At 63.2% G+C, this 15,923-nt stretch carries 13 protein-coding genes; 7 read left to right on the forward strand and 6 right to left on the reverse strand.

The annotated features are described in order from the left end of the window. Positions 1-94 precede the first annotated feature (94 nt). The 3 genes from GC125_RS00935 to GC125_RS00945 are packed head-to-tail and all read right to left on the reverse strand — an operon-like array spanning position 95 to position 3,934. Positions 95-2,293 carry a xanthine dehydrogenase family protein molybdopterin-binding subunit gene (locus GC125_RS00935; RefSeq protein ID WP_151983356.1) on the reverse strand — a complete coding sequence of 733 codons (2,199 nt, stop codon included), beginning with the start codon at positions 2,291-2,293 and terminating at the stop codon, positions 95-97. Continuing rightward, a complete protein-coding gene (locus GC125_RS00940) occupies positions 2,286-3,311 on the reverse strand; it encodes an FAD binding domain-containing protein (RefSeq protein ID WP_151983323.1) in 1,026 nt (341 codons plus the stop codon). Before GC125_RS00940 ends, GC125_RS00935 begins: the two co-directional genes overlap by 8 nt. Next, positions 3,308-3,934 carry a (2Fe-2S)-binding protein gene (locus GC125_RS00945; RefSeq protein WP_151983324.1) on the reverse strand — a complete coding sequence of 209 codons (627 nt, stop codon included), beginning with the start codon at positions 3,932-3,934 and terminating at the stop codon, positions 3,308-3,310. The genes GC125_RS00940 and GC125_RS00945 overlap by 4 nt, the downstream gene beginning before the upstream one ends. A 708-nt stretch (positions 3,935-4,642) precedes the next feature. Here GC125_RS00945 and GC125_RS00950 point away from each other — a divergent pair. Continuing rightward, positions 4,643-5,965 carry a glucoamylase family protein gene (locus tag GC125_RS00950; protein ID WP_151983325.1) on the forward strand — a complete coding sequence of 441 codons (1,323 nt, stop codon included), beginning with the start codon at positions 4,643-4,645 and terminating at the stop codon, positions 5,963-5,965. An 86-nt stretch (positions 5,966-6,051) separates the two neighbouring features. On the opposite strand, the gene GC125_RS00955 is transcribed toward GC125_RS00950, so the two are convergent. From GC125_RS00955 to GC125_RS00965, 3 genes are all read right to left on the reverse strand, one after another. Further along, complete coding sequence (locus GC125_RS00955) at positions 6,052-6,993, reverse strand: YihY/virulence factor BrkB family protein (protein WP_151983326.1); 942 nt, start codon at positions 6,991-6,993, stop codon at positions 6,052-6,054. Positions 6,994-7,372: 379 nt separating this feature from the next. Beyond that, entirely contained in the window at positions 7,373-7,735 is a 363-nt protein-coding gene (locus tag GC125_RS00960; protein ID WP_286165313.1) for a LysR substrate-binding domain-containing protein, read from the reverse strand. Next, positions 7,678-7,944, reverse strand: a complete 267-nt coding sequence (locus tag GC125_RS00965) for a type 2 periplasmic-binding domain-containing protein (protein WP_151983328.1) — start codon at positions 7,942-7,944, stop codon at positions 7,678-7,680. The genes GC125_RS00960 and GC125_RS00965 overlap by 58 nt, the downstream gene beginning before the upstream one ends. Before the next feature lie 286 nt (positions 7,945-8,230). Here GC125_RS00965 and GC125_RS00970 point away from each other — a divergent pair, with 286 nt between their 5' ends. The 6 genes from GC125_RS00970 to GC125_RS00995 all read left to right on the forward strand — a co-directional run bounded on the left by GC125_RS00970 (position 8,231) and on the right by GC125_RS00995 (position 15,848). Beyond that, positions 8,231-9,097 carry a helix-turn-helix transcriptional regulator gene (locus GC125_RS00970; RefSeq protein WP_151983329.1) on the forward strand — a complete coding sequence of 289 codons (867 nt, stop codon included), beginning with the start codon at positions 8,231-8,233 and terminating at the stop codon, positions 9,095-9,097. Between the two features lie 95 nt (positions 9,098-9,192). Beyond that, the gene (locus GC125_RS00975) at positions 9,193-12,171 is read left to right on the forward strand and encodes a xanthine dehydrogenase family protein molybdopterin-binding subunit (protein WP_151983330.1); all 2,979 of its coding nucleotides are present in this window, start codon (positions 9,193-9,195) and stop codon (positions 12,169-12,171) included. Beyond that, entirely contained in the window at positions 12,168-12,995 is an 828-nt protein-coding gene (locus tag GC125_RS00980) for an FAD binding domain-containing protein (protein WP_151983331.1), read from the forward strand. The genes GC125_RS00975 and GC125_RS00980 overlap by 4 nt, the downstream gene beginning before the upstream one ends. Continuing rightward, complete coding sequence (locus GC125_RS00985) at positions 12,983-13,495, forward strand: (2Fe-2S)-binding protein (RefSeq protein ID WP_151983332.1); 513 nt, start codon at positions 12,983-12,985, stop codon at positions 13,493-13,495. The genes GC125_RS00980 and GC125_RS00985 overlap by 13 nt, the downstream gene beginning before the upstream one ends. Further along, complete coding sequence (locus GC125_RS00990; protein WP_151983333.1) at positions 13,488-15,008, forward strand: AMP-binding protein; 1,521 nt, start codon at positions 13,488-13,490, stop codon at positions 15,006-15,008. The genes GC125_RS00985 and GC125_RS00990 overlap by 8 nt, the downstream gene beginning before the upstream one ends. Positions 15,009-15,041: 33 nt before the next feature. Continuing rightward, positions 15,042-15,848: an enoyl-CoA hydratase/isomerase family protein gene (locus GC125_RS00995; protein WP_151983334.1), complete on the forward strand. Its 807-nt coding sequence runs from the start codon at positions 15,042-15,044 to the stop codon at positions 15,846-15,848. Positions 15,849-15,923: the final 75 nt, after the last annotated feature.

Raw genomic sequence — 15,923 nt, forward strand, 5'->3', positions numbered from 1 at the left:
GTCGAGCAGGGTAGCCGACAGCAGTGGTGGCGCGCATCAAGCTTGCCTTCGCTGCTTCGCCCGGCCTGAAAACGTTATGCTTCTGGTGGTGACGTCACATGAGGTGCTCGATCCGTATCGGCAGGTCGCGCAGGCGGCGTCCGGTGGCGTGGAAGATCGCATTGGAGATGGCTGCCGCGACGCCGACCACGCCGATTTCGCCCACGCCCTTCACCCCGGCGCGGTTTACCTCGCGATCCTCTTCCTCGACCATGATCGCCTGAACGTCGATGATGTCGGCGTTCACCGGCACCAGATAATCGGCGAGGTTCGCGTTAATGTAACTCGCGTTTCTGGCGTCGATTTCGCTGTGTTCATGCAGCGCCGACCCGATGCCCCAGATCATCCCTCCAACCAGTTGTCCATGCGCCGTGCGGGGATTGATGATGCGCCCGGCAGCGAAGGCGCCCACCGCGCGCGGCACGCGGATTTCGCGCGTGCGTTCGTGGATGCGGACCTCCACGAACTGCGCGCCGAGCGCGAACTGCACACGGTCGGGCAGATGCACGCCGCCTGCAGGCACCGCCATGCCGCGGTAAAGTCCGCGCATGCTGTCGGGCGCTGTGCCGTGCGCCTTCACCTCGGCGAACTCTTCGATGGTGCCGATGCCGCGGGCTTCCATAGCGGGCAATATGTCGGCCGGAGCGCCGTCCTCGACGCCAAGCCGTCTGCGGATCGCGGCGCAGGCAGCCATGATCGCCGGAGCGACGCTGGCGGTGGACGAAGAGCCGCCGGCAACCACGGCAGGCGGCAAGTTGGTATCGCCGAGAGCGACGGTGACCTGCTCAACCGGTACCCCAAGCTCTTCGGCAGCGACTTGCGCCATCATGGTGTACATGCCTTGCCCGAGCTCGTGTCCGGCGCTTTCGACATGCACTCTGCCATCCGCAGACAGCCCTACGCGAGCCGCCGAGTTGCCGGCATGGGTCGGATAAAAGGCGGTGGCGCAGCCCCAGCCGATCAGCCAATCGCCATCGCGCATCGTCGAGCGTTGCATCATCCGCGCGTCCCAGCCGAAGGCGGCGGCCGCCGCATCGAAGCAAGGCATCAGCGACCGGCTGGTGTAGGGCAGGCCTCCGATCGGCTCGGTCGTGGTGTCGTTGACGCGGCGCAGTTCGACCGGGTCCATCTGCAGCTCGTGCGCTAGCTCGTCCAGCGCCGTTTCCATCGCGAACGCATAGGGCATCTCGCCTGGCGCCCGCATGAAGCCCGGCGTCGATCGGTCTGACGCGACTGCATTCACCCGGCCAATGATGTTGGGGCAGGCATACAAACGTGCGGTCATCGACACCGCCCCCATCGCGACGGCATCCGCGCGCGAAGTCAGCTCCCAACCTTCATGCCTCATTGCGGTCAGGCGTCCATCCCTTTTCGCCGCGAGCTGAACGTGATGCCGCGTCTCGGCGCGATAACCAGATACGGTAAAACCCTGCGCGCGGGTCGGAACCAGCTTGACCGGACGGCCGAGCCGCCGGGCGGCGACCGCGACGATTGCGGTTCGATGTGTCAGGAAGCCCTTCGCGCCGAACGCGCCGCCAACATAGGTGCTGATGACCCGGACGTTCGACGGGTCCAGTCCAAGTTGCTCGGCCAGTCCAAACTTTATGTTGTTCACATACTGGCTGGGCTCGTGGACGGTCAGTCGACCTGCCTCCCACACGCATTGAGTGGCAAAGAGCTCCATTGGATTTTGGTGCTGGGCGGGGGTGGTGTAACGGGCTTCGACCGTGACCGGTGCTGCGGCATAGGCCGCGTCGAAATCGCCGACCTCAACCGTCATCGGGTCCAGCAGCTGCGAGTTTGCGCCTGGCGCGTCGATACCCGCACTCAGCGCAGAGTTTGGCGCATAGGTGACGCGGATCCGGTTTGCCGCTTCGCGTGCGGTCTCGTACGTTTCCGCGACGACCATCGCGACCGGCTGGCCCCAGTAAGCTACCGCAGCCGAACCGAGCGGCAGCAACGAGTCAGCCATATATCCGCCGCCGTAGATCGAAGAGATCTGCCGGATTTCGCCCGCCATCGTTTCATGCGTCAGGATGTCAAGCACACCCGGCAGCGATCGCGCCTCAGCCATGTTGAACGAAAGGATGCTGCCGCTGCCGATCGGGCTGGTCAGCATGTAGGCGTGGGCCACCCGCGCCAGCTTCACGTCGCTGGCATAGGCTGCACTCCCGGTCACTTTCTCACGCGCCTCATAACGGCGATTGGGCTGGCCCGAGCTGCCGGTAGCTTTAGGGAAGAGGGTATCAACCACGACGAAGCTCCATCGTTGCCGCTTGCAGCAGGGCGCGCACCAATGTGGCGCGGCCGGTGCCGATCTTGAACGCGTTGTGGGATTGCGGGATGGCGCCGGCAAAGGCAGCGTCTGCTGCCGCTTGTGCGCTGGCTTCATCGAGGACGGCGCCTTGCAGGGCCACTTCGGCCTCACGTGCGCGCCATGGCACCGATGCAACGCCGCCGAGTGCGATGCGTGCCTGGGTGATGACATTGTCGTCCAGCTCGAGCGCAACCGCGGCGGAGGCAACGGCATATTCGTAGGACTGCCGATCTCGGACCTTGAGGTAGAGCGAGCGGTGGGTCCATCCGCCAGCGGGGATCACGAACTCGATGATGATCTCGCCTGGCTGCAGCGTGTTTTCCAGATGCGGTGTTTCGTCGGGCGGAAGGTGCAGTGCCGCAAAAGGTATCTGCCGCGTGCCTTCGGCCCCTGCCAGCACCACCCTCGCATCGAGTGCGATCAGCGCCTGCGCGAAATCACCGTGATAGGTGGCGATGCACCGGCTGCTGGTGCCAAGTACCGCATGTTGCCGGTTGGCACCGTCGATCGCGGCACAGCCGCTGCCCGGGAGACGCTTGTTGCAGGCCGACCAGGTAGGGTCGCGGAAATAGGCGCAGCGGGTGCGCTGCAGCACGTTGCCGCCGAGCGTTGCCATATTGCGCAACTGCGCGCTTGCCGCGAGTGACAGACTTTGTGCGATCACCGGGAAGGCATCGAGCACGTCCGGATGGTCTGCGACCTCGGCCATCCTGGCGAAGGCGCCCAGCCGCAGCACGGTGCCATCATAGGCAATATGCGAGAACTCGCGGCCCGACGCACGCAGGTCCACGATACGCTCGGGCTGCATCACTTCAAGCTTCATCAGGTCCAGAAGAGTGGTGCCGCCCGCGAGGAAAGCGGCGGCCTGAATGTCCTGGGTGGCGCCGCGCGCATCGCGTTCGCCGATGATCGCCTCGGCCAGGGTGTCCGGCTGGTGATAGTGGAACGGTCTCATGTGTCACTCCCCATCTGCTGGCCGGCCTGGAGCACGGCGGCCACGATGTTTGGGTAGGCGGCACAGCGGCACAGATTGCCGCTCATGTATTCGCGGATTTCCTCGGGGCTGGTGGCATGACCTTCACGGACGCAGCTGACCGCGGACAGGATCTGCCCCGGCGTGCAATAGCCGCATTGGAAGGCGTCATGCTCGACGAAGGCTTCCTGCATGGGGTGAAGTGTGCCATCCGGCTCTGCTAATCCTTCGATCGTCGTGATCTCGCGCGATTGCGCGGCGACGGCGAGTGTCAGGCATGAGAGCTCGCGCCGTCCATCGACCAGCACGGTGCAGGCGCCGCACTGACCGTGATCGCAGCCCTTCTTGGCCCCGGTCAGCCCGATGTTCTCGCGCAGCGCATCGAGTAGGGTAGTACGCACGTCGACCTCTAGCCGGTGCAGGCTTCCATTGACTTGCAACCCGATCTCCAGCGGTCTTTGCACATTTGGGGGCGTGACCCCCACCGCGGCCTGCGTCGGTCCGGTCCAGCCGGTAACTGGCACGACCCCGGCAACCGCCGTTCCGATCAAGAACTTCCGTCGCGGCTTGGAGATGGGGCCGCCATGATTTTCACTGTCATTCATCTCAAGAAGACCTCCCGGAGGTTGCTGGTTGATCCCGAAGCCTCATTGGTCTGGGAGAAGGGGGGGCATGCCATCGTCTTCACCGCCTGCCATGGGCGGCTGGCAGCACTTTGAGTGGCTGACTTCTGTATTTCAGACGGATCGGGCTGACGCATTCTGGGCTCCAGAAACCGATGGAACCGACGCCGCATATATCGGCAGTTCGGCCACCGCGAAGGTCAGAACTAACCCGGCCGAGATCGCCAAGAGATTTTGAAATGTGAAGTTATGTTTCGAGCTGTGCGACGTCGCAGATGCGCCCTCGCCCTGGTTATCGGTGGACCGGTCAGGTCTGCCTTGAGGCGCAATCTGGCGGGTCATCGCTTCGGTTGCCTGTCCAGGGCCGCAAGCAGCTTGCGTGCATGCGGAGATGACGCAGCGTCCTGGCAGCCTCTGGGTCCGGGCAGGCGGCGTGATGTCGCGTGCGTAGCAGGCGAAATGATTGCCGCACCTGTGCTCCATCTCTCTTCGACCGTCCCGATCCGGCCCCTAAAACGTCTTGGGAAATCATTTCCCAAGTGCGAGTGCTGGACCGGACGTCGATATTGGAGAAGGGGTCGCTGGCCGACTTTCTCAGTGCCTCATCCAACCGGACCCATCCGAAGATGGCCCCAAGGCTACCGGCATGCGGGCCTCTGCTGGCTCGGTGCCGACTAGCCTGACGGAGCGATGAGCCTTACTGATTTTCCGATGACATTGAAATCTGACGCGCATCCAGGCCAGTTCTCAGAGGCTGATGAAGAACTTCTCGAACTGATCCAAAGGCAAACCTTCCGCTTCTTTTGGGAAGGAGCGCATCAGCCAAGCGGCCTAGCACGAGACCGCCAGAAAACGACCGGTGACCCTGACAACGATCTTGTCGCCATCGGCGGTTCCGGTTTCGGCATCATGTCCATGATCGTTGCGGTCGAACGCAATTGGATTTCGCGCGAAGCCGCTACCGCCCGGCTTGACACGATGCTGTTCTGTCTGGAGCGGACACCACGCTATCGCGGCATGTTTCCGCATTTCATTAACGGGCGGACAGGCGAGACCATACCCTTCGGTCGAAAGGATGATGGCGGCGACGTCGTCGAGAGCACGCTTCTGTTCCAGGGGCTTCTCTGCGCTCGGCAATACTTCGATCGTGAAACCGATGCCGAAAGATCCCTGCGTGACCGCATCAACCGGCTTTGGCTGGAAGCTGAGTGGAACTGGTACAACCGGGGCCGCGGCAAGCATCTCTATTGGCACTGGAGCCCCAAATACGGCTGGGCGATGAACCGGAAGATCACTGGTTGGAACGAAGGATTGCTGGCCTTCGTACTTGCTGCCGGCTCTCCCGATCATTCGGTCGACGCCGAGGCTTATCATGAAGGCTTCGCGTCCGGCGCCGATTTCCAGAACGGACGAAGATACCACGGCATCGAATTACCCCTGGGCGTGGACCACGGCGGTCCGCTCTTCATCGCGCAGTATTCCTTCTGTGGGCTCGACCCCCGCGGGCTCATGGATCGCTATGCCGATTACTGGCAACAGAATGTTCGCCATACGCTGATCAACCACGCTCACTGCGTCGCAAATCCGCACGGTCACGACGGGTATGGGCCGGACTGTTGGGGGCTGACGTCCAGCCACGGACCTAAGGGCTACGTGGCGCACGCGCCTGGCAAGGATTTTGGCGTGATCACACCGAGTGCCGCGCTGTCCAGCTTTCCTTATGCACCATACGCGGCGATGCGCGCATTGCGCGGTTTCATGACAAAGCCGAAGAACCGGATTTGGGGCCGATTCGGCTTCATTGATGCCTTTTGCGAAAACCTAGATTGGTATGCGCGGACTTATTTGGCAATCAACCAGGGACCAATCGTCATCATGATTGAAAACTTCAGGAGCGGTCTGCTCTGGAACCTCTTCATGAAGGCACCTGAAGTGCAAGCTGGCTTGCTGAAGTTGGGTTTCTCCAGCCCCCATCTGGTCGAAGGGCAATTTTGCACTGGTGCGCGGGTGTGATGCGGAACGGTGTCAACGCTCTTGAATGAACCGACGGTGGCGCCCTGCATTTTTGTTTTGTGCGAGGTCGGGCCGACGGCGGGCATCTAGTCGTGGTCGCTCAATTTGCGCGCAAGCCGCCGGATTCTCATTGCTCTGTTAAGTTCACCTCCGAAGATCAGGACCAGGGCGGCGAGATACATGAAGTAAAGTGCCGCCACGATTCCTGCCAGACCAGCGTAGTAGCTCCCATAAGTCGCAAAGCTAGACAAATAGAATGAGAACGCAGCGGTGAGGATTATCCAGCTGGTGACGGTGAACGCGACCCCCGGCCAAATGTTTGAAAACCGAGTTCGGCGAGCCGGCAATATCAGGTGTGCGACGAACAGTGCCGCAGTGAGGATGACCGCGGAAGCGGGATACCGGATGAGATTGACGGTGACAGAATTTGGATCAAAGCTCGGCATGAGTGCGTGCAGCATAGAGCCCGCTCGTGGTGCCAGAACGAGCAGATAGCCGACAAGCACGAGAACCATGCTCGCCAAAATTACCATTGCGACCTGCACAGAGTAGAGCACTGCGGTGGAGCGTGTTTCTCTGATCCCGTACGCCCGATTAAGTCCGACACGAACCCCGTCAACGCCGCCGACAGCGAACCAGATGGTGAGCAGAATGCCGAGGCTGAGTATTCCTCCGCGTGGGGTCGTCATCACCTCGTCAACCTCTTGAACGATGGGCCCGACCAGCGCGGGCGGCACGATGGCGACGAGAAAGTCGATGAGCGCTTCTGCCATCACGCGGTCACCGATGAATGCGGTTAGCGAACTGGTGAAGATCAAGAAGGGAAAAATTGCAAGCACCGCGCGAAAAGCGACGTTTCCGGCCAGCCCGAATGCATCGTCGCTCCAAAGCCTCAAGGTCGCTTCACGCAAAACTGCCAACGGCACACGCCAGCCGGTGCCGTTGATCAAGTGTTCGGGGTTCTTGCTCGCAACCCCGTAGGTAAGGATTGCATCGCGTCCCGCCAAATGGTCCTGCTTTTTCTTCACTCGCTTACCAGTCCGCTAAATCACCACCAAAGGATCAAATGCGCAGCAATGCGGTTGGCTCCTTCGGGGCACCGATAACCAGAGTATTCAATACGGCGTCTTGCCCAAGCAAACGCATACTCGATGACGATTGCCTGTCGCGATAGATAGTCCAGTTCGGTGTGAAGCTTCAGATGCTGAAACCATCGGCCGAACGCGAGGCCGGCATCCTTTGCCGTCAATCGTGCCGCGGTTTGCTCCGTCGACACGGCACCTGTCGTCAACTCCGCCAAGGTTTCTTTGCAGCTGGTCGTAGGATAGCTTTGGTCCGCTGATCAGGGCCGTATGACGAGAACTCCAGGGTTGGCCATCCGCCGCGGCGAACGATAGCCGGGCCGCCTCAGCCGCGCCGCATGATCCTGAACGATTCGACGAAACTGTCGAAGGCGGCCCGCACCCGCGGCACCCGCGCGAGATTTTCGTGCGCGACGATCCAGGTTTGCAGGATGTCGACCTCGAAGTCGGGCAGCAGCCGCACAAGTCGTGCGTCGCTTTCGTCCACCGGCACCCGCGCCACGGCGATGCCCAGGCCGGCGCGTGCGGCAGCAAGCTGCGCGGGGTGCCTGTCTGTGCGAAGGACTAGCTGTTCGCGCCTCAGCCCCATCTTTTCCGCCAACGCCAGGTCGCTGGGGTTGCGATCAGGCCCTAGAAACCCGTGACGCGCCAGATCGTCGACACCTGACGGCAGGCCACATCGCTCCACATATGCCGGCGATGCAAACAGCGCGAGCGGGATCGCTGCGACTTTCCGGGCAACAGCGCGCCCTGCTTCGGCGCCACGGTACGCACTGCCAGATCAACCTCTTGGTCCAGAAGGTCGGCCGGCAGGTTGCTGAGCGACAGTTCGACCCGGATGGCGGGGTGCTTTCCCAGCAGCCGCGCAAGCATGGCGGGCACCACCTCGATGGCCATGAACTCCGGCACGCTGATGCGGACCCACCCCGCGATCGCAGCCCCGCTGGCGGAGGCTTGCCGCTTTCAGGACGGCTGCAACGCCAGAAATAATCGAGCGTCAACAATTTCGAGACCGTGCCTGATAACAAAGGCCAGAGGCTGGAAAAATCTCGCTATGTCCTAAAGGCGATCAATAGCAGCAATTTCGTTCGAGTCGCCAAAAGCTGACTGTCAGAAGCCAAGTTTGACAGCGTCGGCTAATCGCAGCAGTGTAAGTCTTTATCGATGAAACTCGAATTAAATCATGTCCAACGCATTGCGCATTGCCAGGGGCCGGTTTGGGCGTGTGGCACTTCTTGATATGGACAGGCCCCTCGTGCGCCATGCCCATCCGCACTGCCATGTGCTGTTGAAGGTCGAGGGAGCCGATACGCAGTTTTCCGTGCGGGATCGCACCGTCCCGTTGACCGATGAGACTGCCGTGCTGATCAACGCCTGGGAGCCGCACGCCTACGACCATGATCTGGCGCAGCCGAAGACGGTGATCCTGGCGCTTTATATCGAGCCCCAATGGTTGCAACATTTCCGCAAGAACTGGGGCGCGAGCGACGCACCGGACTTTTTCGAGGCAGCAGCCGGCTCGATTACCCCCGATATCAGGCGGCTCGCCCGCGAACTGGCAGAGGCGATGGTGCATGCGCCTGACGCTGCCGCACTGCACGAAGATTTGCTCGGCCGGCTGATGATCACCGTGATCGAGCGGTTCACGGCTTGGCGCAGCGTGCCCCAGTCGATCAGCGCACTGGCTGCCCGAGAACCCTCCGATTTCCGCATCCGCAAGGCCGTGGTCCTGATGACGGCAAACCCCGGCGTGATCACTGACATGGACACGTTGGCGACCGATGTCGGCATGTCACGGGCCCACTTCTTCCGGCAGTTCGAAAGCGTCATGCGCGTCAGCCCGCGGGTCTATCTCAACGTCCAGCGATTGGAGCGCGCGGTCAGCGCAGTTTCCGACGGCGAAGAGACCTTCGCCGCCATCGGCGAGCGGCTGGGCTTTTCGGTTCCAGCGCATTTCTCGCGCTTCTTCCACGATCACGCCGGGTCGTCCCCAAGCGTGTTTCGCTCCGTCACACGTCTCGCCGGGTCGCAATTTGAGACTTCTCGGTAAGTCATGAGACGTCCCGGTATCGCCGGCTAGGCTCAACGGCTGTTTCCTCAACGGCATGGTGCTGCTTCCAACGCATGCACCAGGGAGGAGACGCCATGAACGAGCAAACGAGGCCGCAAAGCCTCGTCGGACAGTCCGTCGAACGTGTCGAGGATGCGAGCCTTCTCAAAGGCCGCGGGCGCTTTATCGACGATCTGCCGACGCGCCGCGACACGGCATACGCCGCTTTCCTGCGCTCGCCGCACGCCCATGCCGAAATCCGCGCCATCGACATCGACAAGGCCAGGGCCCATTCAGGCGTCTACGCGGTTCTGACCGGTGAGGACGTCGCGAGCCTGACCAACAGCCTCGTCGTCGGCGTGAAGGCCGATGTGGAATGTTGGCCGATGGCGCGCGACCGCGTCCGTTATGTCGGCGAGCCCGTCGTGCTCGTGGTCGCGGAAAGCCGCTATATCGCCGAGGACGCGCTGGATCTCGTGGAGGTCACCTACGAAACGCTATCGCCGGTGATCGATCCGCGCGCGGCGCTTGCCGACGAAGCGCCCGTACTCCATCCGTCTCTCGGCACGAACCTGATCAATGAGCGTTCGTTTCGCTACGGCGATCCCGAGGCAGCCTTCGAGGCCGCCGCACATCGCATTTCGATCACCACGGCCTATCCGCGCAATTCCTGCACGCCCATCGAAACCTATGGCGTGATCGCCGAATACGACCCCGGCGAAGATGCCTATGACGTCATGGCGAACTTCCAGGGACCGTTTTCAATCCATGCGGTTCTCTCGCGTGCGCTGAAAGTGCCCGGCAACCGCATGCGTCTGCGCACCCCGCCGGATTCCGGCGGCTCTTTCGGCGTCAAGCAGGGCGTCTTTCCCTATGTGGTGCTCGTTGCCATCGCCGCACGCGTCGCCGATCGGCCCGTCAAATGGATCGAGGATCGCCTGGAGCACCTGACCGCGTCTGTCTCAGCGACCAACCGGGTGACGACACTTGAAGCGGCGGTGGAGCCGGACGGCCGGATCACGGCGCTCTCCTGGGATCAGATCGAGGATTGCGGCGCGCATCTGCGGGCGCCGGAGCCGGCGACGCTCTACCGCATGCATGGCAACATGACCGGCGCCTACGCAATCGACAATGTCGCCATCCGCAACCGGGTCGTTCTGACAAACAAGACACCGACCGGCCTCAACAGGGGCTTCGGCGGCCCTCAGATCTATTTTCCGCTGGAGCGGCTCCTCCACAAGATCGCCGACGAACTGGGGCTCGACCGGCTTGATGTGATCCGCAAGAACCTCGTGCCTGGCGACGCCTTTCCCTATCGCACCGCGACCGGCGCGCTCCTGGACTCCGGCGATTACGCAGCTGCCCTCGACCGTGCCGTCAACGAAGGCGGTCTCGATGAACTGATCGCGAAGCGTAAGGCAGCCCGCGCCGAAGGCCGGCTGTACGGCATCGGCTTCACCGCGGCGGTGGAGCCGAGCGTCTCGAACATGGGCTACATCACCACCGTGCTGACGCCGGAAGCGCGCGCCAAGGCCGGACCGAAGAACGGGGCGCAGGCCGTGGCGACGGTCGGCATCGATCCGCTCGGCTCGGTCACCGTCAAGGTCGCCTCGGTGCCGCAAGGGCAGGGCCACCGCACGGTGCTCGCCCAAGTGGTCGCCGACCGGCTAGGCCTCCCGCTCGGCGCCGTCAGGGTTAACACTGAACTCGATACCAATCGCGACGCCTGGTCGATCGCCTCGGGCAATTATGCCAGCCGTTTCGCACCAGCCGTTGCCGGAACCGCAAGGCTCGCGGCTGACCGGCTGCGCGGTAGATTGGCCACCATCGCGGCCGCACAGCTGAACGTTGCCGCCGAGCAGGTCGAATTCGCCAACGGCAAGGTATTCGACCGTGGCAATCCCGACAACTCAGTCTCTTTCGCGCGTGTCGCGGCAGCGAGCCACTGGGCGCCGGGCACCGTGCCGGCAGGCACCGGCCAGACCATCCGGGAAACCGTCTTCTGGACGCCCGATGAGCTGGCGGCCCCAACAGCCGAAGACGGTATCAATTCGTCGCTCTGCCACGGCTTCATCTTCGATTTCTGTGGCGTGGAAATCGACCGCGATACGGGCGTGGCGCGCATCGACAAATACGTGACCATGCACGATTGCGGCACTATCCTGCATCCGGGCATGGTGGACGGCCAGGTCCGTGGGGGCTTTGCCCAGGCAGTGGGCGCCGCGCTCTACGAAGAATATGCCTACGGCGCCGACGGGTCTTTCCTGACTGGAACACTCGCTGACTATCTGATCCCGACCGTGATGGAGACACCGGAGCCGGTGATCCTTCACTTCGAGAGCCCTTCGCCCTTCACGCCGCTTGGCGCAAAAGGGGTCGGCGAGGGCAACTGCATGTCGACGCCGGCATGCATCGCCAACGCCATCGCCGATGCGACAGGCGTCGAGGACCTGACGCTGCCGCTGTCGCCGAGCAAGATCTCGGCGCTCATCCATGCCGACGAGAAGCCATCCGCACGGCCCAGACGCGAGGTCAAGCCGCTGAAGGCGCGCGAGGGCGAACGCGCACTGTCCGGCGAAGGGTCGGCCGAGGTTTCCGCCACCCGCGAAGAGATCTGGGCGATGCTGCTCGATCCAAAGACGCTGGAAGCGATCATTCCCGGCGCCCACAAGGTCGAGAAGATTTCCGACACACATTTCCGCGCCGACGTCACCTTGGGGGTTGGCCCCGTCAAGGGACGCTACCGCGCCGACATCGAACTGTCCGACATGGTCGAGCCGGAAGCGGTGACGCTTTCCGGCGGCACGGAAGGCGCGCTCGGGTCCGGACGAGGGCAGGGCCGCATCACGCTGATCGCAACGGAAAACGGCACCCGTGTTTCCTACAGCTACGAAGCCGGCATTGGCGGCAAGGTCGCTTCCATTGGCGGACGCCTGCTCGACGGTGCGGCGCGGGTGGTCATCGGCCAGTTCTTCCAGTCGCTCGCCCGCTACGCGGGCCGCGACAAGGCCGCCGATACACCGTCGATCGGCCTTTGGGCGCGGCTCCGATCTCTTCTGGGGAGGCGCGCATGAAACCCGCAGCTTTCGATTACCTGCAGGCCGCAACGCTCGATGAGGCTCTGGATGCGCTGCAAGAGGCAGGCGGCGACGCGCGCGTCATCGCAGGTGGCCAGTCGCTGGTGCCCATGCTGAACATGCGCCTCGCCCGTCCTGCAGTCCTCGTCGACATCATGCGCATCGAGGTGCTGCAGAAGATAGAGCGAAGCGGCGGCGATATTCTGATCGGCGCCGGCGTGCGCCAGGCAAAGCTCGAAGCGTGGCCGGATCTTGCCGACCGGTTGCCGCTGGTGGCGATGGCGTTGCCGTGGCTCGGCCATGTGCAGACCCGGGCGCGCGGAACGGTCTGCGGCTCGCTCGCCCATGCCGATCCGAGCGCGGAGCTGCCGCTGTCGCTCATCGCACTTCAGGGAAGCGTGCATCTGCGCACCAAGCGCAAGAAGCGCACTGTCAGTGCCGAAGATTTCTTCCTCGGCATGATGGCGACCGAACTGGCCGAGGGCGAGATGATCGAGGCGGTGTCGTTCCCCGCCCGCGCTGTGGGCACCGGGTACGGCTTCAACGAAATCGGCCGGCGCCACGGCGATTTCGCCATTACGGCTGTGGCTGCAGTGGTGACCGAGCGGGCCGCATCCATCGCCGTGGCCGGCGTCGACGATCGCCCTCGACGTTTCGACGTGCCGTTGCCAAGCGATTCCGGCCTGGACGATGCCCTGAACGAGATCGCCTGGGACCTGAACGCCCGCGACGACATCCACGCCTCGGCCCGCTATCGGCGCGAACTCGTCAGGCGTCTGGGTCGTCGCACCATTGAGGAGGCTGCCGCATGTCTCGCCTGAATGCCCACGAGAAGAAGACCGTTACATTCCACCTCAACGGTCTGCCTGTCAGAGCCGATGCGGAAAGCCGGACGCTTCTGAGCGACTTCATCCGCCATGAGATCGGCATGACCGGCACCCATGTCGGCTGCGAGCACGGCGTCTGCGGAGCGTGCACGATCCAGGTCGATGGCGCACCGGCACGCGCCTGCCTGCTGCTCGCCGTCCAGGCGGAAGGAGCCGACATCCGCACCGTCGAGGCGCTGTCGCCCGGCGAAGGCCAGCTCTCGCCGCTTCAGGCCGCGTTCAAGCGGCACCACGGCCTTCAATGTGGCTTCTGCACGCCCGGCATCCTGATGTCGCTCGATGCGCTGATCAGCGCACGGCCCGACGCCGGACGCGACGAGGTGCGCGACCATCTTTCTGGTCACCTCTGCCGGTGCACCGGATACGTGACGATCGTGGAGGCCGCGCTTTCGGCCCTCGATGAAATCCGGAGGGAGGCCAAGAGCAATGTTTGATCTGGGAACGAGTTTCGTGGCGAGCGTGGATCGCGATCCGCAGGCGCTCGCCATCGTCGATGGCGCCACGCGACTGACCTATGCCGAATGGTATACGCGTATTTCGGCGCTCGTCGCCGGGCTAGACGAGATGGGCCTGACGCGCGGCGACCACGTGCTGACGGCGATGCAGAACCGCTGGGAGAATGCCTCGCTGCACTGGGCCTGTCAGTTCGCCGGCATCATCGTCACGCCACTCAACTGGCGCGTGAAAGCTGACGAGGTCGATCACGGGGTCGAGGATTCCGGTGCCATGGCGGTGTTTTACGAGGAAGTCACCGAAGACGCCGTCGCAACGTCCGCCAAAGCTGCCGGCCTCATCCGCAAGTCCGCCATCGAGCTGGCTGCGCTGATGCAGGGCAAAGCACCACTCGCAGTGCCTCAGGCATCGGCGGAAGACTGGTCGCTGATGCTCTACACGTCCGGCACGACGTCGAAGCCCAAGGGCGTGCCGCGCCGCCATCGTGCCGAACGGGCCGGAGCGCTCGCCCATGTGGCGCAGAACCTCTATCGCCACGGCGAACGCACACTCGGCGTCATGCCGCTCTACCACACGATGGGCGTGCGCTCGCTCATCGCGTCCTCGCTGACCGGCGGCGCCTTCATCTGCCTGCCGCGCTTCGATGCCGGAAAAGCCATCGATCTCATCGAGGCCGAGGCGATCACCAATCTCTATCTCGTCCCCACGCTCTATCACGACGTGATCCATCACGAAGGCTTCTCTCCCGAGCGCGTGAAGTCGGTCACCAAGCTTGGCTATGCGGGTGCCTCGATGACGAACGGGCTTCTGCGCAAGCTCGACGACGCCTTCAAGCCCGAACTGTTCGTGAACCACTACGGCTCGTCCGAGATCTACACGTTCAGCATCGAGCAGAAGGCGGCGGCCAAGCCTGGCTCTGCGGGACGTGCCGGCATCAATCAGATGATCCGTGTCGCCAAACTGAACGCGGCCGATCCCGATGAGCTTGCCGTACCCGGCGAGGAAGGCGAGATCATCGCGCTCGCCAAGAGCGACGAAGCCTTCGAAGGATACTGGAACCGGCCCGACGCAACCGCAAAAGCCTTGCGCAAGGGCTGGTACTTTACCGGCGACACCGGCTTCTTCGACGAAGACGGCGATCTCTTCGTCACGGGCCGTGCCGACGACATGATCATTACCGGCGGCGAAAACGTATCGCCGGTCGAGGTCGAGAGCTGCCTGTCGCTGCATGACAATGTCGCCGAAGTCGCCGTCGTCGGCCTTCCGGATGAACGCTGGGGCAAGATCGTCACCGCCTTCGTCAAGCGGCGCGGCAGCGTGACGGCCGAAGAACTCGACCTGCATTGCAAGACCTCCGGCCTCGCCAATTTTCGTCGACCCCGCCGCATCGTCTTCGTCGAGGACATCCCGAAATCGCCGGTCGGCAAGATCCTGCGCCGCATGCTGGTTGCCGGCGATTACCGCGAAGAACAACGCACTCCCGAACATCAATAAGCACACCGCCTGCTGAGCAGAAGGACTTCCGACATGGCAGAGAAAGCCACTTTCGACGACAAGCGTCTCGCCGACCTCGATGGCTTCACAGTCGTCATCGACGCCGAGCGCCAACGTGCCGACATCACTCTGGACCGGCCGCCCTACAACGTCGTCTCCATGCTGGCACGCGACCAGCTTCGTCTCGTCTTCGAGGCGCTCGATGAGGATGACCGCGTCCGTATCATCGTGGTTACCGGTGCAGGGGAGCACTTCTCCTCGGGTGGCAACATCAAGGGCTTCCTCGAAGCGACTCCCGAGCATGTCTCGAAGCTCGCCTGGAACATCGCGGCGCCTGCACGCTGCTCCAAGCCGGTGATTGCCGCCAATCGCGGCTATTGCTTCGGCGTCGGTTTCGAACTGTCGCTCGCCTGCGACTTCCGCATCGCAACCGACACGACGCGCTATGCGCTGCCGGAGCAGAAGCTCGGCCAGATCCCCGGCTCCGGTGGCTCGGCACGCCTGCAGAAGATGGTCGGCGTCACGCGCACCAAGAACATCGTCATGCGCTCCATGCGCATCACCGGCAAGCAGGCCTACGACTGGGGCATTGCCTCGGATGTCGTCGCCGACGCCGATCTCGAGACCGCAGTCGATGCGCTCGTCGACGAACTGATCGCCTTCTCGCCGATCGCCCAGCGCACGGCCAAGAAGCTCTTGAACGATACCGACGATGCGCTGCTCACCACCGCGATCGAACTGGAAGGCCACAGCTACAGCCGCCTGCGCCAGTCCGATGATTTCCGCGAAGGGGTCAACGCCTTCCACGAAAAACGGGCCGCCGTCTTCGTCGGTCGCTGACGTCAAGGCCGGGCCCCGCGAGGAGGGCCGGCATTTTTTCACCGGGCCGCACCAGGGGACGCGGCCCCCACGGGA

Origin of the sequence: Rhizobium sp. EC-SD404 (assembly GCF_902498825.1) — a bacterium.
GTDB lineage: Bacteria > Pseudomonadota > Alphaproteobacteria > Rhizobiales > Rhizobiaceae > Georhizobium.

Bases quoted from the DNA above. Each gene is read 5' to 3' on its own strand.
- GC125_RS00985 (WP_151983332.1), top strand. From the start codon at position 12,983: ATGTCTCGCCTGAATGCCCACGAGAAGAAGACCGTTACATTCCACCTC.
- GC125_RS00995 (WP_151983334.1), top strand. From the start codon at position 15,042: ATGGCAGAGAAAGCCACTTTCGACGACAAGCGTCTCGCCGACCTCGAT.
- GC125_RS00940 (WP_151983323.1), bottom strand. From the start codon at position 3,311: ATGAGACCGTTCCACTATCACCAGCCGGACACCCTGGCCGAGGCGATC.
- GC125_RS00965 (WP_151983328.1), bottom strand. From the start codon at position 7,944: ATGGCCATCGAGGTGGTGCCCGCCATGCTTGCGCGGCTGCTGGGAAAG.
- GC125_RS00950 (WP_151983325.1), top strand. From the start codon at position 4,643: ATGAGCCTTACTGATTTTCCGATGACATTGAAATCTGACGCGCATCCA.
- GC125_RS00975 (WP_151983330.1), top strand. From the start codon at position 9,193: ATGAACGAGCAAACGAGGCCGCAAAGCCTCGTCGGACAGTCCGTCGAA.
- GC125_RS00980 (WP_151983331.1), top strand. From the start codon at position 12,168: ATGAAACCCGCAGCTTTCGATTACCTGCAGGCCGCAACGCTCGATGAG.
- GC125_RS00945 (WP_151983324.1), bottom strand. From the start codon at position 3,934: ATGAATGACAGTGAAAATCATGGCGGCCCCATCTCCAAGCCGCGACGG.
- GC125_RS00970 (WP_151983329.1), top strand. From the start codon at position 8,231: ATGTCCAACGCATTGCGCATTGCCAGGGGCCGGTTTGGGCGTGTGGCA.
- GC125_RS00990 (WP_151983333.1), top strand. From the start codon at position 13,488: ATGTTTGATCTGGGAACGAGTTTCGTGGCGAGCGTGGATCGCGATCCG.